Below are 24,282 nucleotides of genomic sequence, written 5' to 3'. Positions count from 1 at the left end.
TCGCAGGTAAGTAAAAATGAATGATACGTGAATATAGCAGAACTTGACCCGCCCGCACTCTACGTGCGAGTGCAAGCGCACGTGGAGTGCCGTTCGTCCTGCCTTGCGGTCGACAATGCTGAGCACGCCGCTGTGGCGCGTCGATGTGACCCATAACCGGTCGGACTTCAGGAGGACGCACATTCCGGCAAAGCGGCGACCGGCCACTCGGCCCGCCCTTGTATAGTCGTAGGATAAAAAACCCCTGGGCATCGCGCTCTGCTTGCCGTCGTGCAATGCACTGCGCAGATGTTCGCCCATTCCCTTTGACAAGTTTTCCGATGACCGATCGCCCGCGTCTCCCCGCCCACGCCGTCCAGCCCAAGCTCGCCCCGCACCCGCGCATCCGCAACGTCGTCGCCGTCGGCTCCGGCAAGGGCGGGGTGGGCAAATCCACCACTGCCGTGAACCTGGCCCTGGCCCTGCAGCGCCAGGGCGCGCGCGTCGGCGTACTGGATGCCGACGTCTACGGCCCCAGTGTGCCGGCCATGCTCGGCCTGAGCGGACGCCCGGACAGCCCGGACGACAAGAGCATCGAGCCGATGCGCGCCTTCGGCATCGAGGCGATGTCGATCGGGCTGCTGGTGGACCAGGACACGCCGATGATCTGGCGCGGCCCGATGGCGACCTCGGCGCTGACCCAACTGTTCGCCGACACCCTGTGGGACGACCTGGACTACCTGCTGATCGACCTGCCGCCCGGCACCGGCGACATCCAGCTGACCCTGGCGCAGAAGATCCCGGTGGCCGGTGCGGTGATCGTCACCACCCCGCAGGACATCGCCACGCTGGACGCGAAGAAGGCGCTGAAGATGTTCGAGAAGGTCGAGGTGCCGGTGCTGGGCATCGTCGAGAACATGGCGGTGCACACCTGCAGCCAGTGCGGCCATGTCGAGCACCTGTTCGGCGAGGGCGGCGGCCAGCGCATGGCGCAGCAGTACGGCGTGCCGCTGCTGGGGTCGCTGCCGCTGGCGATCGCGATCCGCGAGCAGGGCGACGCCGGCACCCCGGTTGTGGCCGCGGCACCGGACTCGGCCGCGGCGCAGGCCTACCTGGCCACCGCGCAGCGCCTGACCGAGGAACTGCGCAAGCGCCCGCGCGCGGCCATCCCGATCTCCGCGGCGTTGGGCTGAGCGGCGCGCGGCGCCTGCCGCGAACGCCCCGCGACCGGCTAGAATCGCCGGTCATTGCGGCCGGCCCCATCGGTCGGCCGCGCTCCCGGCGCGCAGGCTGCGGCCGCCGCCACCGGCATCAGGAACCCCCATGAGCATCAAGAGCGACCGCTGGATCCGCCGCATGTCCGAACAGCACGGCATGATCGCGCCCTACGAGCCGGGCCAGGTCAAGCAGGTCGACGGCCAGCGCATCGTCAGCTACGGCACCTCCAGCTACGGCTACGACGTGCGCTGCTCGCGCGAGTTCAAGGTGTTCACCAACATCAACTCGACCATCGTCGACCCCAAGCACTTCGACCCCAAGAGCTTCGTCGACATCGAGGCCGACGAGTGCATCATCCCGCCCAACAGCTTCGCGCTGGCGCGCACGGTGGAATTCTTCCGCATCCCGCGCGACACCCTGGTGGTGTGCCTGGGCAAGAGCACTTATGCGCGCTGCGGCATCATCGTCAACGTCACCCCGCTGGAGCCGGAGTGGGAAGGCCACGTGACCCTGGAGTTCAGCAACACCACGCCGTTGCCGGCGCGCATCTACGCCAACGAAGGCGTGGCGCAGATGCTGTTCTTCCAGTCCGATGCCGACGACGTCTGCGAGACCAGCTACAAGGACCGCGGCGGCAAGTACCAGGGCCAGACCGGCGTGACCCTGCCCAAGACCTGATCTCCCACTCCCTTCTTTCCGACAGCACAAGGAGCGCGCAATGAACGACCCCAATCCCTACCAGGCCCCCGACGCGGCGTTGCCGCCCGCGCTGCCGGGCATCGCCGACGGTGAGACCCTGGCCGGACGCGGCGAGCGCCTCGGCGCGGCGCTGATCGACGGCGTGATCTCGCTGGCGACGTTCCTGCCGGTGGCGGCGCTGACCGGCTATTTCGGCAAGGTCATGGAGGCCGCGCGCAGCGGCGTGCAGGTGCCGTTCCTGACCACCCTCGGCTACGGCGTGCTGGGCATGGTGATCTTCCTGCTGGTGCAGGGCTACCCGCTGGCCAAGACCGGCCAGACCTGGGGCAAGAAGCTGCTGTGGATCCGCATCGCCGACCTGGACGGTGGGCAGCCGCCGTTCTGGCGCCTGATCGTGCTGCGCTATCTGTCGACCCAGGCGATCTCGCTGGTGCCGATCGTGGGCGGCATCTACGCCCTGGTGGACGCGCTGTTCATCTTCCGCCAGGACAAGCGCTGCCTGCACGACCTGATCGCCGGCACCCGCGTGGTCAACGTCCGCCGCTGAGCCAGCGGTCGCGACGCAGTAGCGGGGTGGGGATCGCCCAGGCGAATCCCCACTCCCAAATCCCCAATCCCGGCTCCACCTACTTGCCGCGGCCGAACAGCATGCCGACGCCGACCGCGACCAGGATCGCCGGCCACCAAGTGGCGATCAGCCTGCCCAGGCTCAAGTTGGTCCAGCCCAGGTTGTTGGCCAGGAACACCAGGCCGATCACGATCAGCACGATGGCGGCGATCACATTGGATTTCATGGAGGCGCGGCTTCCGTAAAAAGGGCGCCTATCGTAGCCGCTGGCGCCACGCCGCAACACGCGCCTGCAACTCCTCGGCCGGCAGCCGCTGTGCGGCGCCATTGCCCCACACCGGGCCGGGCCACGCGGCATCGCCCGGATGCCGGCCCAGCACGTGCACGTGCAGTTGCCGCACTACGTTGCCGAGTGCGCCGATGTTGAGCTTGTGCACGCCCGGCTCCTGCCGCAGCAGCTGCGATAGCTGGTTGATCTCGGCCAGCAGCAGGCGCTGCTGGCCACCGTCCAGGTCGATCCATTCGCTGGCCTCGGCCACCCGTGGCACCAGCAACAGCCACGGGAAGCGCGCGTCGTCCATCAGCCGCACCTGCGACAGCGGCCCGTCGGCGACGAACGCGCTGTCGGCCTGCAGCCGCGGGTCGAGGACGAAGTCGGCCACGCCGCGGCTCAGCCCAGGTGCTCGGCGAGGAACGCCAGGCTGCGTTCGCGGGCGAGCTCGGCGCTGTCGGCGTCGTAGTGGTTCGGGTCCACGTGGCGGTCGAAGCCGTGCCCGGCCGGGTACACGAAGGTCTGCATCTGCGGCAGCTTCTCGCGGTGCTGCTGGATCGACTCGGCCGGGATGCTGCCGTCCTGCGCGCCGAAGTGGAACAGCACCGGCGCCTTCGGCGTCTCGTCCAGGAACTGGGTGTTGCGGCCGCCGTAGTAGCTCACCGAGGGCAGGCCCAGGCGCAGCGCCGACAGCAGCGCGACGCTGCCGCCCCAGCAGTAGCCCAGGGTGCCGACCTTGCCGGCCGGCGCCAGCACCTGCGCGGCCGCCTGCACGATGTCCAGGGCGCGGTCGAAGCCCAGCGCACCGACCAGCTCCAGGCCCTTGCGCACGCCGTCCTGGTCGTAGGCCAGCTGCGCGTCCTTCTCGACCGGATCGAACAGTGCCGGCGCCAGCACCTCATAGCCGTGGGCGGCGTAGCGGTCGGCGACCTCGCGGATGTAGTCGGTCACCCCGAAGATTTCCTGGATGACGACCAGGCCGCCGCGCGGCGTGCCCTCGGGCAGGGCGTGCCAGGCGGAAACCTGGCCGTGAGCGGTGTCGAGCGTGGTCCAGTGGCCCATGCGGGGAATCCTGTGGAGTGGGGGAGCGGCGGATTATCCATGGCCCAGGCTAAGCCGGGGTGAGCGGGCGTACACCGGGCCGGGCCACGTCGGCGGCCCCGGCCCGGTATACTTCGCGCGCTGTTTTTCTCCCAGGCCCCCGGACCCCGGCCCCAATGTCTCTCGCGACCCCCAAAGTCGGCTTCGTCAGCCTCGGCTGCCCGAAGGCCCTTGTCGATTCCGAACGCATCCTCACCCAACTGCGCGTGGAGGGCTATGCGATCGTGCCCAGCTACGACGCCGCCGATGTGGTGGTGGTCAACACCTGCGGCTTCATCGATTCGGCGGTGGCCGAGTCGATGGAGGCGATCGGCGAGGCCATGGCCGAGAACGGCAAGGTCATCGTCACCGGCTGCCTGGGCAAGCGTTCGGAGCAGATCCGCGCGGCCTATCCGGACGTGCTGGCGGTGTCCGGCCCGCAGGACTACCAGAGCGTGATGGAAGCGGTGCATGCGGCGCTGCCGCCGCGCCACGATCCGTTCGTGGACCTGCTGCCGCGCGGTCGTGGCAGCAACGAGGACGACATCGGCGTCAAGCTGACCCCGCGCCACTACGCCTATCTGAAGATCTCCGAAGGCTGTAATCACCGCTGCAGCTTCTGCATCATTCCGTCGATGCGCGGCGACCTGGTGTCGCGGCCGGTCGACGAGGTGTTGCGCGAGGCCGAACGCCTGGTCAAGGGCGGGGTGCGCGAGTTGCTGGTGGTGTCGCAGGACACCTCGGCCTATGGCGTGGACCTGAAGTACGCCGAGCGCGAGTGGCGCGGCCGCAGCTACCAGACGCGGATGAAGGCGCTGTGCGAGGGCCTGTCGGAACTGGGCGTGTGGGCGCGCCTGCATTACGTGTATCCGTACCCGCACGTGGACGACGTGATCCCGCTGATGGCCGAGGGCAAGCTGCTGCCGTACCTGGACATCCCGTTCCAGCACGCCAGCCCGCGCATCCTCAAGCTGATGAAGCGGCCGGGCGCGGTGGAGCGCACCCTGGAGCGCGTGCAGCGCTGGCGCGCGCTGTGCCCGGAAATCACCCTGCGTTCGACCTTCATCGTCGGCTTCCCCGGCGAGACCGACGCCGAGTTCGAGCAGTTGCTGGAGTTTCTCGACGCCGCGCAGCTGGACCGCGTCGGTGCTTTCGCCTATTCGCCGGTGGACGGCGCCAGCGCCAATGCGCTGCCGGATCCGGTGCCGGAGGAACTCAAGCAGGAGCGGCTGGCGCGCTTCATGGAGCGGCAGGCGGCGATTTCCGCCGCGCGCCTGGAAGCCAAGATCGGCACGGTGCAGGAGTGCCTGGTCGATCTGCTGGAGGACGGCATCGCGGTGGCGCGCTCCAAGGCCGATGCGCCGGAGATCGACGGCCTGGTGCATATCCAGAACGGCGGCGAGCTTGGGCTGAAGCCGGGCGATCTGGTGCAGGTGGAGATCACCGACAGCGACGAGCATGACCTGTTCGGCGATGCGCTGCCGGCGCAGGCGTCGTCGGCAACGCCGCTGGATCTGCGGCTGCTCTGACGCTGCAGGCGGCGGCATGCGTGGCGCCACGGCGCCGCGCGCTCACGGCGCGGCGTAGTCCACCGCCACCACCACGAAGCTGTGGCGGCCGCCGGGCAGCTGCGCTTCCACTTCGTCGTCGACGCGCTTCTTCAGCAGCGCACGCGCCAGCGGCGAATCGATGCTGATCCAGCCGCGCGCCGCGTCGGTCTCGTCCGGGCCGACGATGCGGTAGCGGCGCAGTTCGCCGCTGTCGGCATCCTCCAGTTCGATGTGCGCGCCGAAGAACACCGCCTGCGGGTCGGACGGCGCCTCGGCGACCACGCGCAGCGCTTCCAGGCGCTTGCTCAGGTAGCGCACGCGGCGGTCGATCTCGCCCAGTTGCTTCTTGCGGTAGGTGTACTCGGCGTTCTCCGAGCGATCGCCCTCGGCCGCCGCCGCGGCCAGCGCCTTGACCACCTCAGGCCGGCGCACCCGCCACAGTTCCTCCAGCTCGGTCTTGAGCCGTGCATGGCCTTCCGGGGTGATCAGGGCGGTGCTTTTTTCAGCAGGGGGACGCCAGCGGCTCATCGGTGCGACTGCGGTGGAGCGGGGTGGCGATGCTAGCGCGTGCCTGCGGCTTGCGCAGCCGCAGGCGATGGCCGAAGCTGGCGCCGCCCCGCACATGGACGTTCTTCGATGTTGATCCTGCCGCTGCACAAGCCGCTGTCGCGGGCCAATTTTCCGTTGGTCACGCTGCTGCTGATCCTGCTCAACATCGCGGTGTACGCGGGCTGGCAGCGCCACGACGCGGCGCCGCTGCGGCAGGCGCAGCGCTACTACCTGGACTCCGGTCTCGGTGCGCTGGAAGCGCCGGCCTACGCGCGCCATCTGGAACGCAGCGGTCAGCGCGAGGCGTTGGCGCAACTGCAGCAGGTACCGGCGGCGGAGCGGCCGGCCTTCGTCGGCGCCGCCACCGTGCACGACGTGCGCTTCGTGCAGGCCATGCGCGACGGCAGCGCCTTCGCCGATGCCGATGCACAGCAGGCGTGGACGCCGCTGCGCGCGCGTTACGACGCGCTGCTGCAGCGCGTGTTCACCCTGCGCCATGTGCAGCGCAGCTCGGAATGGGCGCCGGCGCGCATGCTCAGCGCCGCGTTCCTGCACGCCGACGCCATGCATCTGATCGGCAACATGCTGTTCCTGCTGGCGCTGGGCACGCTGCTGGAAGGCGCGATCGGCGGCTGGCGGTTCCTGGCGGTGTACCTGCTCGGCGCGTTCGGCTCCAGCGCGGCCAGCCTGTGCTGGCGTTGGGGCGAGGCCGGGGCCGGTCTCGGCGCGTCCGGCGCCATCGCCGCGCTGATGGGCGCGTTCTGCGTGGTCTGGGGGCGGCGTCCGGTGCGCTTCTTCTACTGGGCGGCGGTGCTGTTCGACTATGTACGTGCGCCGGCCATCGTGCTGCTGCCGCTGTGGCTGGGCTGGGAGTTGTACAACCTGCTGCTCAACGGCGATGCCGGCATCGGCTTCGACGCGCATGCCGGCGGGCTGGTGGTCGGCGCGCTGCTCGGTGCCGTGCTGGTGGCAACCGGACAGACGCGCGAGGCCTTCCTGCGCGACGATGACGGGATGCCGGCCGACGACCGCTGGGAGCGTGCGCAGGCGCATCTGGGTCGGATGGAACACGTCCAGGCCGGCGCGCTGCTGGAGGCGCTGGCGGCGGAGGCGCCGCAGCGCTTCGATGTGGCGCTGGCGCGCTACCGCGTGGCCGCCAACGCCGGCCAAGCCGCGACGGCGCGGCTGCGTGCGTTGGATGTGCTGCGCCTGGTGGCGCCGACCGTGCAGGAGGCGCAGCAGCAGGCGGCAGTGCTTGCCGCGGCCGGCGATCTGGATGCACCGATGCGTGCGGCGTTGTTCGCGCGTTGGATGGCGCTGGGAATGCTGGCCGAGGCCGAGACGCTGCTGGCGCAGGATGCGGCCTCGCCGCGCGAGCAGCAGGCACAGGCCTGGTTCCGGCTCGCGCTGGGCCATGGCGAACGCCAGGCCACGGCGGAGTGGCGACGCGTGCTGCAGGCGCTGGTCGAGCGCTACCCGGACCTGCCGCAGGCGGACAAAGCGCGGTTCCTGCTCGCCAACGCGTGAGGGCGCGGCCCGGTACCGAAGCGGGGCATGTTGGCGCGCCCCGCACCGTGCGCGACGCGCGCTAGACCGGCGCGATCGTCACCGCGCGCAACGCCGCCTGCAGCTTGCCGCGCTGCACCTCGTCGTCGCAGCGGCTCAGCGCGTGTTCCAGCAGGCCGCGCGCCTGCGCGTCCTCGCCGAAGCGTTCGGCCAGCAGCAGGGCGGCCTGCAGCGACCAGATGCTGTGTTCCGGTGCCTTCGGCCAGGCACGCAGTGCGGCCTGCAGGCCGTCGGCGGCGAGCCGGAACTGGCCGGCCAGCTGCGCGCGTTCGGCCAGCAGCGTGGCCTGTTCCGGCAGCAGCGGCACGAAGTCGGGATCGGCATCCAGCGCCTCGCGCTGCAGGGCCAGTGCCCGCCGTTCCTGCTTCTCCTGCAGCAGCCGGTGGATGTACTGGCGGGTGTGCTCGCGGCGTTCGTCCTGGCGCGCACTGCCGCGCAGCAGGCGCTGGTACAGCTCGTGCACGCCCAGGCTCACCGCGCGGGTGCGCACTTCGCTGCGCAGCACCTGCAGCGCGTCGTCGGTATGGCCGTCGCGCACCAGCTGTTCTGCCTCGTCGAGTACGCGCTGGTCCGGGTCGTGGCGGGTGAAGCCGCTCGCGGCGTCGGCGGCAGGTTCGTAGCCCAGCACGGCGTGATACTGGTAGACCAGATAGCCCATCAGGTGGAAGGCGGCGAACAGGCCCCAGATCGTCACCACGGTGACCGCCAGGTCGGCGACCAGCGGCGGCAGGACGCGCTGCAGCCAGGCGGCGGCGCCCAGCGCGCTGGCCTGGATCACGAACAGCAGGCCGAACGCGGCCAGGTACGGCCAGCCGATGCGCAGCGCCAGGCCGATCGACACCGCCGGGTTCAGCGCGCGGCGCAGGCTGCCGTCCATCGCCAGGGAAATCAGGATGCCCGGCTGCAGCAGCACCACCGCCAGCAGCATCAGCAGGCCGCCGACCGGGCCGGTCAGCAGCAGCGCGGCGAACACCGCCACGCCGAGCAGGATCATCATCGCCAGCAGCCGCAGTACCACGCCGTCGCCGATGTCGAAGCCGCGTTCCGGCGCGTCCAGGTAGCCGTCGGCGGTGTGCCGCAGGATCTCGAAGGCGTATTTGTAGATGGCCAGGGTGGTGACGATGCCCAGGATCCAGCCGATGCCGGGCAGCATGCCCAGCAGGCTGCACAGGGTCAGCGCGATCAGCGCGTACAGCGCGCCGCCGCGCAGCGGATACAGCGCGATGGCGCGGGTGCGCGCCCAGAACGGTTCGGGTGTGCTGCGGTGTACGCGGCTCGCGCCCGCGCGACGACGGTCTTCCATGACGCCCCCTGTCTACGAAGTGTGACGATTGTGCGGGTCGGCTGCGGCGCACGCAATCGGGAGGCTGGCTGGGGCGGCGGCGCGATGCGGACGGCGGCACCGAGGGAGTGTGGTCGGTTGCGCAAAGCGCACCCCGTGCCGACGCGCAGGTGTGCGTGCTGGCTACACTGCCCGGTCGAACGGCGGCAGAGGTGTGGCGGGTGCCGCGCCTGCGGCCTGCCGTGCCCCTTGTCCCTTGTCCCTTGTCCCTTGGAGTTTCGCTTGGACTCTTCGTTCGTTTCCGCCAACCCGCGCGTGCGCGTCACCAACATCGAGGTGCTGTCGGACAACTGGTACGTGCTGCGCAAGGTCAGCTTCGATTTCCAGCGTCACGACGGCAGCTGGCAGGCGCTCACGCGCGAGGCCTACGACCGCGGCAACGGCGCGACCATCCTGCTATACAGCCGCGCCAAGCGCACGGTGATGCTGACCCGCCAGTTCCGTCTGCCGACCCTGCTCAACGGCAACCCCGACGGCATGCTGATCGAGGCCTGCGCCGGCCTGCTCGATCGCCACGATCCGGAGACCTGCATCCGCAAGGAGACCGAGGAGGAGACTGGCTACCGGATCGAGAACGTGCGCAAGGTGTTCGAGGCGTTCATGAGCCCCGGCTCGGTGACCGAGCGGCTGTACTTCTTCGTGGGCGAATACGTCGACCGCGACAAGGTCGGTGCCGGCGGTGGCGTGGCCGCCGAGGGCGAAGAGATCGAAGTGCTGGAGCTGGCGCTCGATGCGGCGCTGGCGATGATCGACACCGGCGAGATCGCCGACGCCAAGACCATCATGCTGCTGCAGTACGCCAAGCTGCACGGTTTGCTGGCCTAGCGTCGCTTTATCGGTTCTTGTCTCTGCGGGTGGTATCGCCAGGATCGAAGGCCGCGCCCAACCGCGCATCCAGCGTTCTGAACGCTGCGCCTGTCGATCGCCGGTGACGACGGTGTGCGGCAGGCATGCTCAGGTGTCAGCGATGACCCATTGCACGTCCGGCACCCACGCCTGCCGCCATCGGGCCATTTTTGCCTCGGCGTCCAGCCATTGCGGGGACACCGGTGCTGCGGCCCCCAACGCCGGCGTCTTGTTCAGACAGCCGGCATTGACGGCACCGTAAAGCCGCCCCTGATGCTCGAACGTGACCGCGACCAGCACCCCGCACTGGCGGCACAGCTGGAATTGCGCGGCCTCTGCACCCTGGCGATAACAATGCACGGCCTCGGCATGCGTGGCCGTCAGTCGCAGCGTGCCGGCGGGATCGGAAACGTATGCCGCACCATGCTTCTGGCAGAAGCTGCAGTCGCAGGCGCGCGGACGGAGGTCCTCGGATGGTTGATCCATCGAGAACGCGACGGTCAGGCAGCCGCAGTGGCAGCTTCCCTGGAGCGTTGTCGGCTTGTCTTGCCGCGACATCATCGAAAGGCGCTCATCGCGTTCCTGTGCATGCTGGAGCTTCCTTTGGCGTCGGGCGCGCTCAGCGCTTGCCGCCGAAGATACTGCCGAAGATGCCGCGCACGATCTGCTGGCCGATGCGGTTGCCGATGGTGCGCGAGGTCTGCTTGGCCATTGCCTCGAGCATGCCCTGGCGGCGCTTGGTGCCGAACACCGCGTCCTTGACCGCCTGGCCGAAGCCGCTGTCCTGCGCTTCGTCCTGTTCGCGGGTGCGTGCCGGCGGCGCGGCGCTGTGGTCGACGCTCTGCTCGACCCGGCGCGCCAGCAGTTCCGCCGCCGATTCGCGATTGACCGGCGTGTCGTAGCGGCCGCCGACCGGGCTGCCGGCGCGCACCTGCGCGCGCTCGGCGTCGGTGATCGCGCCCATGCGGCAGCGCGGCGGGGCGATCAGGGTCTGCTGCACCGGTGCCGGCACGCCCTTGTCCTGCAGCGTGGACACCAGCGCCTCGCCGGTGCCGAGCTGGGAGATGGCCTTGGCCACGTCCAGCTTGGGATTGGCCACGAAGGTTTCGGCGGCGGTGCGCACCGCCTTCTGGTCGCGCGGCGTGTAGGCGCGCAGCGCGTGCTGCACGCGGTTGCCGAGCTGGCCGAGGATGCTGTCGGGCACGTCGTCCGGGAACTGCGAGCAGAAGTACACGCCCACGCCCTTGGAGCGGATCAGCCGCACCACCTGCTCGATGCGCTGCACCAGCGCCGGCGGCGCATCGTCGAACAGCAGGTGCGCCTCGTCGAACACGAACACCAGTTTCGGCTTGTCCAGGTCGCCCACTTCCGGCAGCCGCTCGAACAGTTCCGACAGCAGCCACAGCAGGAAGGTCGAGTACAGGCGCGGCTTGAGCACCAGTTGCGCGGCGGCGAGGATGCCGATCACGCCGCGACCGTCGTGGTCGACCCGCATCAGCTCGGCCAGGTCCAGCGCCGGTTCGCCGAAGAAGCCTTCGCCGCCGTCCTGGGCCAGGCGCAGCAGCGCACGCTGGATCGCGGCGACCGACTGCGCGCTGACCAGGCCGTACTCGGTGGAGATGTCCTTGCGCTCTTCTACGACGAGCCCCAGCAGCGCACGCAGGTCGTCCAGGTCGAGCAGCAGCAGGCCGCGGTCGTCGGCCAGCTTGAACACGATGTCGAGCACGCCGGCCTGGGTGTCGTTGAGTTCCAGCACGCGCGCCAGCAGGGTGGGGCCCATCTCGCTGACGGTAGTGCGCACCGGATGGCCGAGCTGGCCGTACAGATCCCAGAACAGCACCGGGTTGGCCGCAGGGGCGTACTCGGCCACGCCGATCTCCCGGGCGCGCTGCAGCACCTTCTCGTTGCCGTCGCCGGGCATTGCCAGGCCGGCCACGTCGCCCTTGACGTCGGCCAGGAATACCGGCACGCCGATGCGCGAAAAGCCTTCGGCCAGCGTCATCAGGGTCACGGTCTTGCCGGTGCCGGTGGCGCCGGCGACCAGGCCGTGGCGGTTGCCCAGGCGCGGTTGCAGCAGCACTGCGATGTCGTCGGTCACGCCTTTGCCTAGCAGGATCGGGTCCATATCGGGGTCCGCAATGAGATGCCCGGATTCTAGAACGTACGCGGCGTGGCCGAACGCGTGCGAGCCACCTTGGGCGCGCTGTGCCGGCCTGCAACTGCCGGCACTCCCGGCCAGCCGCGGTCTTTGCGATGCGTGGTCGTTCGCGGGTGCGGCACCGGCATGGTGGACGACATCGGTGGCACGGGAGCCAGCGCGCGCGGTACTTGTGTTGCGGTGCGGGATGGCCGCCGGCGATGAACCCTGGCCCCGCCGCGGGCCGGACCCTGGCCGCCGCGACCTTGCCGCGATGCGACGGCGGGGGCTACCCTGCGGCCTTTCCGTCGCCGCGTCCCACCATGCCCCTTCCGTTCCGCTTCACCCACGCGTGGCCCGTCGCGGCTGCCGTGGCGCTGACCTGCACCGCTCCTGCCGCCCAAGCCCGCGTGTCCGCCCGCGACCAGGCCGCCATCGCCGTCCTCGACCAGCGCCTGGCCGCCGCCGAGAAGCGCTACAACGACGCCCTGGTGCTGGTCGGCAACAGTGACCCCAAGGGCACCCAGGAAAGCGACGCCGCGCTGGAGGACATCGAGGACGTGATCCAGGCCTGCATCAAGCAGCGCGGCTGCGAGGTGGGCACCTATCTTGGCGCGTACAAGCGCCTGCTGAAAGCCAAGGCCGACGCGCAGGGCCAGGCCAGCGACACCGATGCCGCCGACGACGACTCGGCGCCGCTGCAGGCCGACCCCGACCACATCAGCCCGCTCGCCGCCGACGTGCCGGAAGCCGCGCGCGCGGCGCGCCTGCTCAACGACAAGCGCCACGCCTTCGATTCGATGGTGGAGTACAACCCGGCGGTGCAGGCCGGCATCCGCCGCTGGCTCACCGACATGCGGCCGGCACTGATGAGCAGCTACGAGAACTACCAGAACCTGCGCGCGATCATGTGGCCGGAATGGGAGAAGCGCGGCCTGCCGGAAGCGCTGCTGTTCGGCATCATCGCCAAGGAGTCCAACGGCCGCGTGCACGCCAATTCGCGGGTGGGCGCGGCCGGGCTGATGCAGTTCATGCCGGCCACCGGTCGCCGCTTCGGCCTGGGCCCGGACGGTACCGGCTTCGACACCCGCTACGACGCGCGCAGCGCCGCCGAGGCCAGCGCGGTCTACATCAACGAGCGCATGGCCGAGCTCAATCGCAGCGTCGAACTGGCGCTGGCCGGCTACAACGGCGGCGAAGGCCGCGCCGCGCGCGTGTTCAACCAGATGCCCGGCCGCAGTTTCTGGGACGCGTCGGTGTACAACCAGTTCCCGGCCGAGACCAAGGACTACGTGCCGATGGTGATCGCCGCGGCGTGGATCTTCCTGCACCCGCAGCAGTACGGCGTGGCCTTCCCCAAGATCAATGCGCAGCCGGCCACGCTGCGCCTGGCCAAGTCCACCACCATCTACGAACTGACCATCTGCCTGGGCAGCGACGGTACCCGCGACGGCTACATGCGCGCGCTGCGCAACCTCAACCCGCGCTACGAGCCGGACGGCTGGATCCCGGCCGGGGTGACCATCAACGCCACCACCAAGATCGTCGGCCTGTACAACCGCTACTGCGTCAGCGGCCCGCGCGCCGACCTGGCGCGCGCGCTGATCACCGCCGACGTCACCTCCGCCGTGCGCAGCGGCAGCCCGGCGCCGGCCGCCGACCTCACCGGCAATGTCGCGGTGGGCGACGTCAGCCCGGTCGCCGGCGTGCCGACCACGGTGGCCACCGGCCGTCCCGCGCCGGCCAAGCCCAAGCAGAAGCAGGTGCGCAACTACCGCGTGGCCAAGGGCGACACCCTGGGCCGGATTTCCGATCGCCACGACTGCGACCTGAAGGAGCTGGCCAAGGCCAACGGCCTGCGCGCCCCGGGCTATGCGCTGAAGCCGGGCCAGTCGCTGAAGCTGGTGGGCTGCGAGAAGTAGGGCACTGTCGCTCCCTTCTCCCGCCGGGACCATGGCCCCTTTTTCGGGGGAAGGTGGCGCGCAGCGCCGGATGAGGGTGCGGCTGCCGCGGTGTTGGGTATGTGGGTTTCAGTCATCCATTGCGAGTTGGAGGTCTGTCACCGTCCATGCGTCGGGACTGAAGTCCCTCCCACAGTGGGGGCCGTTCTATCTCGCGGGTCGCTGGTTGAAGCTCGGACCGCGAGACCCAAGCGCGATCCCATCCCTTCTCCCCCCGGGAGAAGGTGGCGCGCAGCGCCGGATGATGGTGCGGCTGCCGCAGTGTCGGGCGCGTGGCTTTTCAGTCGTCCATTGCGAGCAGGCGGTCTTTCACCATCCAGGCATCGGGACTGAAATCCCTCCCACAAAGGCGCTCATCAAAAGAAAGGGCCGCAGCGCGGCCCTCTCACACCTCAGCGCCCCAGCCGCGCCAGCGCCTGTCCCAGCCGCACCGGCGATTCCGCCTTCAGCGCCGGATCGAACGCGGCCACGCCGGGCGGCAGCAGCACGATCACCGTGGAGCCGTAGTTGAAGCGCGCCATTTCCTCGAACCGCTGCAGGGTGATGCCCTTGCCACGCCAGTCCTTGCGGGTGATGCGGTCGGCGTAGCGCGGGATCTCCACGCCGCTCCACACCGTTTCCACGCCGGACACCAGCAGCGCGCCGACCATCACCGAGACCATCGGGCCGAAGTCGGTGTCGAAGTGGCAGACCAGGCGCTCGTTGCGCGCGAACAGGCGCGGCACGTTGCGCACCGCATCGGTGCCGACGCTGAACAGCCGCCCCGGCACGTGCACGGTTTCGCGCAGGGTGCCGGTCCAGGGCATGTGCACGCGGTGGTAGTCGCGCGGCGACAGGTACACGGTGGCATACAGGCCATTGGCGAACGGGGCCGCAGCCGCGTCGTCGCCGAGCAGTTCGGCGGCGGTGAAGGACTGCCCCTTGGCCTGGAAGATGCGCCCATCCTCGATCCGGCCGAGCTGGCTGATGCGGCCGTCGGCCGGCATCAGCAGCGCCTGCGGATCGGGATCGGCGACGCGCGCGCCCGGCTTCAGCGCACGGGTGAAGAAGGCATTGAAGGTCGGATAGGCGCGCGCATCCGGCTGCGCGGCCTCGCTCAGGTCCACGCCGAAGCGGCGCACCACCGTGTCGATCAGCCACTGCTTCAGCCCGGGCCGCGCCGAGTAGGCCAGGCGCCGCGCCAGCGAGGACAGCAGCCGGTGCGGCAGCACGTAGGTCAAACGGGTGGTCAGGCTCATGGGGCGGTGGCCTTGGTCAGGGCCTGCAGGTCGGCGGCGATCGCGGCGGCATCGAACGGCGGGCGGATCAGCCCGGCTTGTTGACCCTGCGGGTCGAGCACCGCGATCGCGGCGGAGTGGTCCATGCTGTAGTCGTTCGGGTTCTCGGCGTAGTGCTTGCCCGGCACCTTCTGGAACACGAAGCCCAGCGCGGTGGCGAAGCGCTCCAGCTCGGGCACGTCGGCGGTGGCGGCGATGGTGTCCTTGTGGAAGGCGTGGGCGTACTCGCCCAGCCGCGGCAGGGTGTCGCGCTGCGGGTCGACCGAGACGAACAGCACGCGCGGGCGCAGCGTGTCCGGCAAGGTCTCCCATTGCTTCTGCGCGCGCGCCAGGTCGGCCAGGGTGGTCGGGCACACGTCCGGGCAGGCGGTGAAGCCCAGGAACACCAGGGTCCAGTGGCCCTTGAGCTCGCCCGGCACCAGCGGCGTGCCGTCGGTCTGGCGCAGGTGGAAGTCGGGCAGGGGGCGCGGCTGCGGGTACATGCGCACCGTGCGGGTCTCCGGCCAGGCCGGGGTGGCGCTGCCGCCGAAGTACTTCTGGGCCAGCAGCAGCCCCAGGCCGGCGGCCAGGGCAACCACCAGGACGATGCCGAAGGTGCGGTTGAACATACTGATTTCCCATGCAACGAACGCTCATCATAGCGGCCGGGCCTCTATAATCGGGGGCCGAATTGCCTTGCCTGTTGCCATGACTGCCGACGCGGCCGCCGAACTCCACACGATCATCGACCTGATCCGCTACGGCACCAGCCGTTTCAACGCCGCCGGGCTGAGCTTCGGCCACAGCTACGACAACGCCCTGGACGAGGCCACGCAACTGGTGCTGCACGCGCTGCACCTGCCGCACGACCTCGGCCCGGCTTACGGCAGCGCGCGGGTCACCACGCCGGAGAAGGCGCAGGTGCTGGCGCTGTTCGAGCGCCGCATCGCCGAGCGCATCCCCGCCGCCTACCTCACCGGCGAGGCCTGGTTCGCCGGGCTCAGCTTCAAGAGCGATGCGCGCGCGCTAGTGCCGCGCTCGCCGATCGCCGAACTGATCGAGGCCGGCTTCGAGCCGTGGCTGGCCGGACGCCCGGTGGAGCGCGCGCTGGACCTGTGCACCGGCTCGGGCTGCATCGCCATCGCCATGGCCCACTACAACCCGAACTGGCAGGTGGACGCGGTCGACATCAGCGACGACGCGCTGAGCCTGGCCGCCGAGAACAAGGAGCGGCTGCTGGCCGACAACGTCGAACTGGTCAAGTCCGACCTGTTCGCCGGGCTGGGCGGGCGCCGCTACGAACTGATCGTCACCAATCCGCCCTACGTCACCCACGCCGAGACCGACGCGCTGCCGCCGGAATACGCGCACGAGCCGGAGCTGGGCCTGCGCGCGGGCGACGACGGGCTGGACCTGGCGCTGAAGATCCTGCGCGACGCGCCGGCGCACCTGAGCGAGGACGGGCTGCTGATCTGCGAAGTCGGCGAGTCCGAACGCGCGCTGGCGCAGTTGCTGCCGGAAGTGGACTTCGCCTGGGTCGAGTTCAAGGTCGGGCAGATGGGCATCTTCGCGGTGGAGCGCAGCGAATTGATCGCCCACCACGCGCGCATCGCCGCGCTGGCCGCGGACCGGTGACGCAAGCGACATGAGCGCGAACAGTTTCGGCAAGCTGCTGACCGTCACCACCTTCGGCGAATCGCACGGGCCGGCGATCGGCTGCGTGGTCGATGGCTGCCCCCCGGGGCTGGAACTGGACGCCAGCGAATTCGCCCACGACCTGCAGCGCCGCGCCACCGGCAAGAGCCGGCACACCTCGGCGCGACGCGAAGCCGATGCTATCGAGATCCTGTCCGGGGTCTACGAGGGCCGCACCACCGGCACTCCGATCGGCCTGCTGATCCGCAATACCGACCAGCGCAGCAAGGACTACACCGACATTGCCCGGCAGTTCCGTCCGGGCCATGCCGACTACAGCTACTGGCAGAAGTACGGCATCCGCGATCCGCGCGGCGGCGGCCGCTCCTCCGCGCGCGAGACCACCATGCGCGTGGCCGCCGGCGTGATCGCCAAGAAGTGGCTGGCGCAGCGCTACGGCGTGCGTGTGCGCGGCTACCTGTCGCAGCTCGGGCCGCTGCTGCCGCAGGGCTTCGCCTGGGACGCGGTGGAGGACAACGCGTTCTTCTGGCCGCATGCGCCGCAGGTGCCGGAGCTGGAGGCGTACATGGATGCGCTGCGCAAGTCCGGCGATTCGATCGGCGCGCGCGTCACCGTGGTCGCCGACGGCGTGCCGGCGGGCTGGGGCGAGCCGATCTACGGCAAGCTCGACGGCGAACTGGCCGCGGCGATGATGAGCATCAACGCGGTCAAGGGCGTGGAGGTCGGCGACGGCTTCGCCGCGGTGACCCAGAAGGGCACCGAGCACCGCGACCTGATCGCGCCGGACGGCTTCCAGTCCAACCACGCCGGCGGCGTGCTCGGCGGCATCGCCACCGGCCAGCCGGTCGTCGTCTCGGTGGCGTTCAAGCCCACCTCCAGCCTGCGCCTGCCCGGCGCCACGGTGGATGTGGACGGGCAGGCGGTGGACGTGATCACCACCGGCCGCCACGACCCCTGCGTCGGCATCCGCGCCACCCCGATCGCCGAGGCGATGATGGCGCTGGTGCTGATGGACCAGGCGCTGCGCCACCGCGCGCAATGCGGCGACGTCGGCACGGTGACCCCGCGCATCCCCGGCGGTGGCGATGGCTGAGTCGCGGCCGCGGGTGTGGGTCAGCCAGCCGCTGTTCGACGATGTCGTCGCACGGCTGGGCGAGTATTGCGCGCTGACCACCACCGCGGACGTGACCAGGTATTCGCCGCAGGACCTGGCGCAGGCGCTGGCGCCGCTGGACGGCGCCCTGGTCACCCTCAACGAACGCATCGGCGCCGCCGAAATCGCTGGCGCGCCGCGGCTGCGCGCCATCGCCAACGTCGGCGTCGGCTACAACAATCTGGACCTGGACGCGCTCAGCGCGGCCGGCATCGTCGCCACCAACACCCCCGACGTGCTCACCGAGACCACCGCCGATCTCGGCTTCGCGCTGCTGATGGCCGCCGCGCGCCGCGTCGGCGAGGCCGAGCGCTGGCTGCGTGCGGGGCAGTGGCAGCAGTGGTCGTTCCAGACCATGCTCGGCGCCGATGTCCACGGCAGCACCCTCGGCATCCTCGGCATGGGCCGCATCGGCCAGGCCATCGCGCGCCGCGCCGCCGGCTTCTCGATGCGTGTGCTGTACCACAACCGCAGCCGCCTGCCGGCCGAGGTGGAGCGCGCGCATCGCGCCGAGTACGTCGGCTTCGACGACCTGCTGGCGCGCGCCGACCACCTGTTGCTGGTGCTGCCGTACAGCGCGCAGTCGCACCACATCGTCGACGCCGCCGCACTGGCCAAGATGCGGCCGACCGCGACGCTGGTGAACATCGCTCGCGGCGGCCTGGTCGATGAAGTCGCACTGGCTGACGCGCTGGCCAACGGGCGTCTGGCCGCGGCCGGGCTCGACGTGTTCGAAGGCGAGCCGGCGATCCGTCCGGAGCTGCTGGCGCTGCGCAACGTGGTGCTGACCCCGCATATCGGCAGCGCCAGCGTGGCCACGCGCCGCGCGATGGTGTCGCTGGCGGTGGACAACCTGCTCGCCGCGCTGGGCACCGGCGCCGACGCCGGGCGCCCGCCCAACGCGCTGAACCTGGACGCGATTGCCGCGGCCGGCGGTGCGCGGGCGATCGCGGACAAAAAACGATAGGGAGCCTGCGGCGCCGCGCGCGACGCGCACGGCAGGTTCCCCGAATCCACCTGGCAGTGCGGCTGTTCCTCCCCTTCTTTTTCTGCGGATTGAATCTTCCATGAGCAATGCAACCCGTCGTTTCAACGTCGCCGTCGTCGGCGCCACCGGTGCCGTCGGCGAAACCATGCTGAGCATCCTCGCCGAGCGCGATTTCCCCGTCGCCACGCTGTACCCGCTGGCCTCAGAGCGCTCGGCTGGCGGCCAGGTCGAATTCAAGGGCCACAAGGTCACCGTGCTCGACCTGGCCACGTTCGACCCGAGCGGCGTGGACATCGCGCTGTTTTCGGCCGGCGGCGGCATCTCCAAGGAATACGCACCGAAGTTCGCCGCGGCCGGCGCGGTGGTGATCGACAACTCCTCGACCTTCCGCTACGACGACGACGTGCCGCTGGTGGTGTCGGAGGTCAATCCGCACGCGCTGAAGCACCGTCCGCGCGGCATCGTCGCCAACCCCAACTGCTCGACCATGCAGCTGATGCCGGTGCTGGCGCCGATCCACAAGGAATACGGCATCGAGCGCATCAACGTGGCCACCTACCAGTCGGTGTCCGGCGCCGGCCGCTCGGGCATGGAGGAGCTGGGCAAGCAGACCGCGCAGTTGCTGGCGTTCCAGGACATCGAGCCGCAGAAGTTCCAGGCGCAGATCGCCTTCAACCTGATCCCGCACATCGACGACTTCCAGCCCAACGGCTACACCAAGGAAGAGATGAAGCTGGTGTGGGAGACGCAGAAGATCCTCGAGGACAGCAGCATCCTGGTGAACCCCACCGCGGTGCGCGTGCCGGTGTTCTTCGGCCATTCCGAAGCGGTCAACATCGAGACCAAGCGCAAGATCACCGTCGAGCAGGCGCGCGCGCTGCTGGGTCAGGCGCCGGGCGTGGAAGTGGTCGACGAGCACAAGGCCGGCGGCTATCCGACCCCGGTGACCCATGCCTCCGGCAAGGACCCGGTGTTCGTCGGCCGCATCCGCGAGGACTTCTCGCACCCGCGCGGCCTCAACCTGTGGGTGGTGGCCGACAACATCCGCAAGGGCGCCGCGCTCAATGCGGTGCAGTTGGCCGAGCTGGTTGCCCTGGAGGGCTGAAAGCCGGGACCCGGGTCCCGCGGGTTCATGGCGTGGCGGCGTGGCTGGCCGCGCGGCCTGATCGTGTGGCGGAGTGGAGCGAAGGCCGGGGCGCGAGCCCTGGCTTTTTGTTTGGAAAATGGAAGTCGCAGGTATCCGCGCTCGCCACGTTGTGGGAGGGGCTTCAGTCCCGACGCGAGATCCCGCACACCGCGTTATGAAGCGCGGTCCCTGTCTCGGATTTCCGAGTCCCCAGCCTCCCCACGGGGGCTTTTCCGGGCCCGGATTTTTTGGGAACTTCGGTCCCGACAGCGGCCGCACCTCGCCTCGGGACTGAAGTCCCTCCCACAGTGGCGTGCCTGGGCTTTCCTGCTGCAGGGTGTTCTTGCGTCGTGGATTTCAGCGGTGCACCAGCAACGCGGTCCCTGTCTCGGCTTTTCCGGACCCCGGGTCCCCGGTCCCGGCTTCCTATATATTGCACGCATGATTCCAAGGGGCAGGGGCGGGATGCGCCTACAACCACGTTTGTTCCGTCGCCATCGCGGCGATGCGGTGTCCGCCGTGCGCGGGCTGCGCCATGTCTGTCGCGCTGCCACGGCGCTGTTGCTGCTGGCCTGCAGCCAGGCCGCGCTGGCCCTGGGCCTGGGCGATATCCGCGTGCTGTCCAAGCCGGGCGAGCCGTTCCTGGCCGAGATCCCGGTGATCTCCAACGAGCCGGGCGAACTGGAGCGGGCGCGGGTGGCGCTGGCCTCGCCGGCGACCTTCGCGCGGGTCGGGCTGGAGCGCCCGCAGGGCCTGGTCAGCGATCTGCAGTTCCGCTTCAGCCAGACCCGCAAGGGCCGCGCGGTGATCCAGGTCAGCAGCCGCATGCCGGTCGATGTGCCGTCGCTGAGCTTCCTGATCGAGGTCGATTGGGGCCAGGGGCGGCTGATCCGCGAATACTCCGCGCTGATCGATGCGCCCAACACCGCCGCCGCGATCGATGCACCGGCGATCGATGCGCCGGCCGCGGCGCAGCCGTCCGACCGCATCGCCCGCGAAACGTCCACCGCGGCGCCAGCGCCTGCAGCCGCCGCCACGCCGGCGACGCCAAGCGCCAGGCCGGGCGCCACGCCGCGTCCGGCGCCGGCCCCCGCGGCCGCGCCCGGCGATGCGCTGGCGCCGGTGCGCGCCGGGCAGACCCTGTCGCAGATCGCCGGGCAACTGGCGCGCGGCAACGGTCATTCGCTGGACCAGACCATGGTCGCGCTGCTGCGCGCCAATCCGGACGCCTTCATCCGCGGCAATCTCAACCTGCTCAAGCAGGGCGCGGTGTTGCGCACCCCGCGCGAGGAGGATCTGGCGAGCCTGGATGCCGCCGCCGCCGAGGCGGTGGTGCGCGAGCAGGCGGCGCAATGGCGCCAGGCGCGTGCGCCGGTGCCGCAGCCGGCACAGGCGCAGCAGGATGCGGCGACGGCGCAGACCGCGCCCAAGCCGGCCGCAGCGGCGCCGACCGCCGCCGCTGGCGCACGCCTGGAAATCGCGCCGGCGGTGCCGGCGACGCGCCGCGAGGCGGGAACCAAGTCCGGCACCGGTGCCGGCGACGAAGGAGACATGGTGGCAGCCCAACAATTGCAGCAGGCGCGCGAAGACCTGGCGGCACGCGATGCCGAGGTCCAGGAACTGCGTTCGCGGGTGGAGCAGCTCGAAAAGCTCAAGTCCCAGCAGCAGCAACTGATCGCGTTGAAGGACAGCGACCTGGCTGCGGCGCAGAAGCGCCTGGCCCAGGCCGGGCAGGCGGCGCCAGCGGCCGCGCCCGCGCAAGCGCCGGCCAATGACGGGTTCCCGCTGTGGCTGTGGGGCGGGCTGAGCCTGCTGGTGCTGGGCCTCGGTGCCTGGCTGCTGTCGCGCCGGCGCAAGCCCTCGCCGCTGCCGCCGTTGCCGCGCGACGACGATGCCGCGCTGGCGGCGAGCGCCGCGGTGCCGGTGGTCGCGCACCGCGATGTCGATGCGCCGGAACTGCCGCCGCTGGAACCGGCCGAGCCGCTGGCCGAGGAGGAGGCGGTCGCCCGCGACCACGAGGCGTTGGAAGAGTGGGAGCGCGCCGACCATCTCGACCACGCTGCCGCCGATCACTCAGATCACGCCGATCACCACACCGCACTCGACGACGACGCCTTCGAGCGGGTGCTGGCGCAGCAGTCGCTGCGGCAGGCGCCGGCCGATGCGCCGCTGTCCGCGGACAACGACGACGACCATTCCGCTGGCGTGTCCGATGCCCATCCGGAGGCCGCACCGGCCGCCGAGCCGGTTGCCGAGGCGCCGTGGCGGCAGCCGTCGCCGGTGGTCGCAGTGCCGGGCGGCGACGCCCATGCCGACAAGGACGCCGGCGGCGGCCGGCAGGAGCCGACCTGGCATCAGCCTGCCGCGCCGGCCCTGGCCCCGGCCCCGGCCGAAGCACCGTCGCCGTATCCACCGGCGGGCCGCGAGCGGCTGGAACTGGCGGTGGCGTACATGGATCTGGGCGACAACGAGACGGCACGTACCCTGCTGACCGAGGTCGCGGCCAGTGGCGATCCGGCCGCACGCGCCGAGGCGCTGCAATTGCTGGGACGGCTGGACTGATGGCAGCAGGCGGCGCGCGGCGCGCTCGCCGCGGCCGGCCGGCCTGGAGCGGGACGGCCCTGCGGCAGCGTGTCCCTGGGCGGCGGGCGCACGCCGAAGGCGCGTTCCGGGACTGGCAGATGCAGTGCTGCGGCGTTGCAGGCGCCCCGCGCTGGCCCATGCACGCGTCGGCCGCAGCGCGCGCCGGCGCCGATGCCGCACTGCAGTGGAGGTCGCCATGCGCTACGCGCTAGGCGTGGAGTACGACGGCAGCGAATTCCAGGGTTGGCAGCAACTCGGCGAGAGTGGCGGCCCCAGCGTGCAGGCGACGCTGCAGGCGGCGCTGTCGTCGGTGGCCGACGCCCCGGTGAGCGTGGTCTGCGCCGGCCGCACCGATGCCGGTGTGCACGGCGAGTGCCAGGTGGTGCATTTCGATTGCGGCGCGCCGCGCCCGCCGCGCGGCTGGATGCTGGGCGCCACCGCGCGGTTGCCGCCCTCGGTGTGCGTGCGCTGGTGCGTGCCGGTGGCCGACGACTTCCACGCGCGCTTCTCCGCCCGCGCGCGCCGCTATCGCTACCGCCTGCTCAACCGCCAGGTGCGCCCGGCGCTGTACCGGCAGACCCTGAGCTGGGAGCGGCGGCCGCTGCAGGCCGACGCCATGCACGCGGCGGCGCAGGCGCTGCTGGGCGAGCAGGACTTCAGTGCTTTCCGCAGCGTGCAGTGCCAGGCCCTGCACGCGCGCCGCGAGCTGCAGTCGATCGCGGTGAGCCGCAGCGGCGAGCTGGTCGAGATCCAGGTCCAGGCCAATGCATTCCTTCATCACATGGTGCGCAATATCGTTGGTTCCCTTGTCATGGTGGGAACGGGCGAAAAGCCGGTGTCCTGGATTGGCGAACTGCTCGCGGGACGCGACCGCCGCGTCGCTGGTCCGACGGCACCGCCGCAGGGCCTGGTGTTCGTCGGTCCCCTCTATCCCGCCCACTGGACGCTTCCGGACGAGGTCACGCTATGAATCGCACGCTGTATCGCACCCGCATCAAGTTCTGCGGCATGACCCGCGCCGGCGACATCCGCCTGGCAGGCGAGTTGGGCGTGGATTCGATCGGGTTCGTGTTCGCCCATGGCAGCCCGCGGCGAGTGGCGCCGGCCGAGGCGCGGGCCATGCGCCAGGCCGCCGCGCCGATGGTGGACGTGGTGGCGCTGTTCCGCGACAACCCCAAGGACGAGGTGCGCGAGGTGCTGCGTACGGTGCGTCCGACCCTGCTGCAGTTCCATGGCGACGAGGACGACGGCTTCTGTCGCAGCTTCAACCTGCCGTACCTGAAGGCGGTGCCGATGGGCGGCGGCGAGGTGAATGCGCGCACCCTGCAGCTGCAGTATCCGAACGCGGCCGGCTTCCTGTTCGACAGCCACGCGCCCGGCGAAAGCGGCGGTTCGGGCAAGACCTTCGACTGGTCGCGGCTGCCGACCGGCCTGCACCGGCCGTTCCTGCTCGCCGGCGGCATCAATGGCGACAACGTGTTCGACGCGATCATCGGCACCCTGCCGTGGGGCGTGGACGTGTCCAGCGGCATCGAGAGCCAGCCCGGGATCAAGGACGGCCACAAGATGCGCAAGTTCGTCGAGGAAGTGCGCCGCGCCGACTGCCACGAGTTGAACACCAACTGCTGAGCTCTGCCGGCTGGCACGCGCCGCCGGGAGCAGCCCGCTGCCGGGTCCGGGCCCGCGCCGGCCGCCGCAGGTGCCGCCGCATCGGCCCGCGCCGCGGGCCAACCGCCGCGACTTTCACGTATCAT

The 24,282-nt window shown here is 70.4% G+C and carries 23 protein-coding genes; 14 read left to right on the top strand and 9 right to left on the bottom strand.

From position 1 onward, the window contains the following. Positions 1-320 precede the first annotated feature (320 nt). The 3 genes from apbC to CEK68_RS13585 all read left to right on the top strand — a co-directional run bounded on the left by apbC (position 321) and on the right by CEK68_RS13585 (position 2,443). Positions 321-1,172, top strand: a complete 852-nt coding sequence (gene apbC / locus CEK68_RS13595; protein ID WP_152239691.1) for an iron-sulfur cluster carrier protein ApbC — start codon at positions 321-323, stop codon at positions 1,170-1,172. Between the two features lie 130 nt (positions 1,173-1,302). Beyond that, the gene (dcd, locus tag CEK68_RS13590) at positions 1,303-1,875 is read left to right on the top strand and encodes a dCTP deaminase (RefSeq protein ID WP_010340509.1); all 573 of its coding nucleotides are present in this window, start codon (positions 1,303-1,305) and stop codon (positions 1,873-1,875) included. A gap of 40 nt (positions 1,876-1,915) precedes the next feature. Next, positions 1,916-2,443 carry an RDD family protein gene (locus tag CEK68_RS13585; protein WP_017915198.1) on the top strand — a complete coding sequence of 176 codons (528 nt, stop codon included), beginning with the start codon at positions 1,916-1,918 and terminating at the stop codon, positions 2,441-2,443. A 79-nt stretch (positions 2,444-2,522) separates the two neighbouring features. On the opposite strand, the gene CEK68_RS13580 is transcribed toward CEK68_RS13585, so the two are convergent. The 3 genes from CEK68_RS13580 to CEK68_RS13570 are packed head-to-tail and all read right to left on the bottom strand — an operon-like array spanning position 2,523 to position 3,797. Continuing rightward, positions 2,523-2,690 carry a DUF5668 domain-containing protein gene (locus tag CEK68_RS13580; RefSeq protein WP_003467495.1) on the bottom strand — a complete coding sequence of 56 codons (168 nt, stop codon included), beginning with the start codon at positions 2,688-2,690 and terminating at the stop codon, positions 2,523-2,525. A gap of 28 nt (positions 2,691-2,718) precedes the next feature. Next, complete coding sequence (locus CEK68_RS13575) at positions 2,719-3,126, bottom strand: HIT family protein (RefSeq protein ID WP_152239690.1); 408 nt, start codon at positions 3,124-3,126, stop codon at positions 2,719-2,721. An 8-nt stretch (positions 3,127-3,134) separates the two neighbouring features. Beyond that, positions 3,135-3,797, bottom strand: coding sequence for a dienelactone hydrolase family protein (locus tag CEK68_RS13570; RefSeq protein ID WP_152239689.1), 663 nt, complete (start codon positions 3,795-3,797; stop codon positions 3,135-3,137). Between the two features lie 155 nt (positions 3,798-3,952). Here CEK68_RS13570 and rimO point away from each other — a divergent pair, with 155 nt between their 5' ends. Next, positions 3,953-5,344: a 30S ribosomal protein S12 methylthiotransferase RimO gene (gene rimO / locus CEK68_RS13565; protein WP_152239688.1), complete on the top strand. Its 1,392-nt coding sequence runs from the start codon at positions 3,953-3,955 to the stop codon at positions 5,342-5,344. 42 nt (positions 5,345-5,386) lie between these two features. Here the strand turns inward: rimO and greB are convergent, their stop codons facing one another. Then, complete coding sequence (gene greB, locus CEK68_RS13560) at positions 5,387-5,893, bottom strand: transcription elongation factor GreB (RefSeq protein WP_152239687.1); 507 nt, start codon at positions 5,891-5,893, stop codon at positions 5,387-5,389. Between the two features lie 108 nt (positions 5,894-6,001). Between greB and CEK68_RS13555 the strand changes: the two genes are divergently transcribed. After that, positions 6,002-7,441, top strand: a complete 1,440-nt coding sequence (locus CEK68_RS13555; protein ID WP_152239686.1) for a rhomboid family intramembrane serine protease — start codon at positions 6,002-6,004, stop codon at positions 7,439-7,441. A gap of 61 nt (positions 7,442-7,502) precedes the next feature. Here CEK68_RS13555 and CEK68_RS13550 read toward each other — a convergent pair whose 3' ends face one another. Further along, a complete protein-coding gene (locus CEK68_RS13550) occupies positions 7,503-8,783 on the bottom strand; it encodes a hypothetical protein (protein ID WP_152239685.1) in 1,281 nt (426 codons plus the stop codon). 261 nt (positions 8,784-9,044) lie between these two features. Between CEK68_RS13550 and nudK the strand changes: the two genes are divergently transcribed. Continuing rightward, positions 9,045-9,647, top strand: coding sequence for a GDP-mannose pyrophosphatase NudK (gene nudK, locus CEK68_RS13545; RefSeq protein ID WP_152239684.1), 603 nt, complete (start codon positions 9,045-9,047; stop codon positions 9,645-9,647). A gap of 129 nt (positions 9,648-9,776) precedes the next feature. On the opposite strand, the gene CEK68_RS13540 is transcribed toward nudK, so the two are convergent. Both CEK68_RS13540 and CEK68_RS13535 read right to left on the bottom strand, forming a co-directional pair. Then, positions 9,777-10,229, bottom strand: coding sequence for a GFA family protein (locus CEK68_RS13540; RefSeq protein ID WP_152239683.1), 453 nt, complete (start codon positions 10,227-10,229; stop codon positions 9,777-9,779). 58 nt (positions 10,230-10,287) lie between these two features. Next, complete coding sequence (locus CEK68_RS13535; RefSeq protein WP_152239682.1) at positions 10,288-11,793, bottom strand: helicase HerA-like domain-containing protein; 1,506 nt, start codon at positions 11,791-11,793, stop codon at positions 10,288-10,290. 335 nt (positions 11,794-12,128) lie between these two features. On the opposite strand from CEK68_RS13535, the gene CEK68_RS13530 reads away from it, so the two are divergent. Beyond that, a complete protein-coding gene (locus CEK68_RS13530) occupies positions 12,129-13,727 on the top strand; it encodes a transglycosylase SLT domain-containing protein (protein ID WP_017915164.1) in 1,599 nt (532 codons plus the stop codon). Positions 13,728-14,158: 431 nt separating this feature from the next. Here CEK68_RS13530 and asd read toward each other — a convergent pair whose 3' ends face one another. Further along, complete coding sequence (gene asd, locus CEK68_RS13525; protein WP_152239681.1) at positions 14,159-15,004, bottom strand: archaetidylserine decarboxylase; 846 nt, start codon at positions 15,002-15,004, stop codon at positions 14,159-14,161. Next, complete coding sequence (locus tag CEK68_RS13520; RefSeq protein ID WP_152239680.1) at positions 15,001-15,651, bottom strand: SCO family protein; 651 nt, start codon at positions 15,649-15,651, stop codon at positions 15,001-15,003. Before CEK68_RS13520 ends, asd begins: the two co-directional genes overlap by 4 nt. A 79-nt stretch (positions 15,652-15,730) precedes the next feature. Between CEK68_RS13520 and prmB the strand changes: the two genes are divergently transcribed. The 7 genes from prmB to CEK68_RS13485 all read left to right on the top strand — a co-directional run bounded on the left by prmB (position 15,731) and on the right by CEK68_RS13485 (position 24,157). Continuing rightward, positions 15,731-16,657: a 50S ribosomal protein L3 N(5)-glutamine methyltransferase gene (prmB, locus tag CEK68_RS13515; RefSeq protein ID WP_148827806.1), complete on the top strand. Its 927-nt coding sequence runs from the start codon at positions 15,731-15,733 to the stop codon at positions 16,655-16,657. A 10-nt stretch (positions 16,658-16,667) separates the two neighbouring features. Then, positions 16,668-17,771 (top strand): chorismate synthase, encoded by a 1,104-nt coding sequence (gene aroC / locus CEK68_RS13510; RefSeq protein ID WP_017911319.1) that lies wholly within the window; start codon positions 16,668-16,670, stop codon positions 17,769-17,771. Further along, complete coding sequence (locus CEK68_RS13505; protein ID WP_152239679.1) at positions 17,764-18,798, top strand: D-glycerate dehydrogenase; 1,035 nt, start codon at positions 17,764-17,766, stop codon at positions 18,796-18,798. The genes aroC and CEK68_RS13505 overlap by 8 nt, the downstream gene beginning before the upstream one ends. A 100-nt stretch (positions 18,799-18,898) precedes the next feature. Further along, a complete protein-coding gene (locus tag CEK68_RS13500) occupies positions 18,899-19,924 on the top strand; it encodes an aspartate-semialdehyde dehydrogenase (RefSeq protein WP_152239678.1) in 1,026 nt (341 codons plus the stop codon). Between the two features lie 579 nt (positions 19,925-20,503). After that, complete coding sequence (locus tag CEK68_RS13495; protein ID WP_226977877.1) at positions 20,504-22,507, top strand: FimV/HubP family polar landmark protein; 2,004 nt, start codon at positions 20,504-20,506, stop codon at positions 22,505-22,507. Positions 22,508-22,724: 217 nt separating this feature from the next. Beyond that, on the top strand, positions 22,725-23,498 hold the full coding sequence (gene truA, locus CEK68_RS13490; protein WP_152239676.1) for a tRNA pseudouridine(38-40) synthase TruA: 774 nt from the start codon (positions 22,725-22,727) through the stop codon (positions 23,496-23,498). Further along, positions 23,495-24,157: a phosphoribosylanthranilate isomerase gene (locus CEK68_RS13485; RefSeq protein ID WP_010342993.1), complete on the top strand. Its 663-nt coding sequence runs from the start codon at positions 23,495-23,497 to the stop codon at positions 24,155-24,157. Before truA ends, CEK68_RS13485 begins: the two co-directional genes overlap by 4 nt. The last annotated feature ends 125 nt before the right edge of the window (positions 24,158-24,282 follow it).

Origin of the sequence: Xanthomonas sp. LMG 12461 (genome assembly GCF_009192935.1) — a bacterium.
In the GTDB taxonomy this organism is placed as follows: domain Bacteria; phylum Pseudomonadota; class Gammaproteobacteria; order Xanthomonadales; family Xanthomonadaceae; genus Xanthomonas_A; species Xanthomonas_A sontii.
Note: the sequence above shows the minus strand (reverse complement) of the source record. Positions and strands in the feature narration are given on the sequence as shown.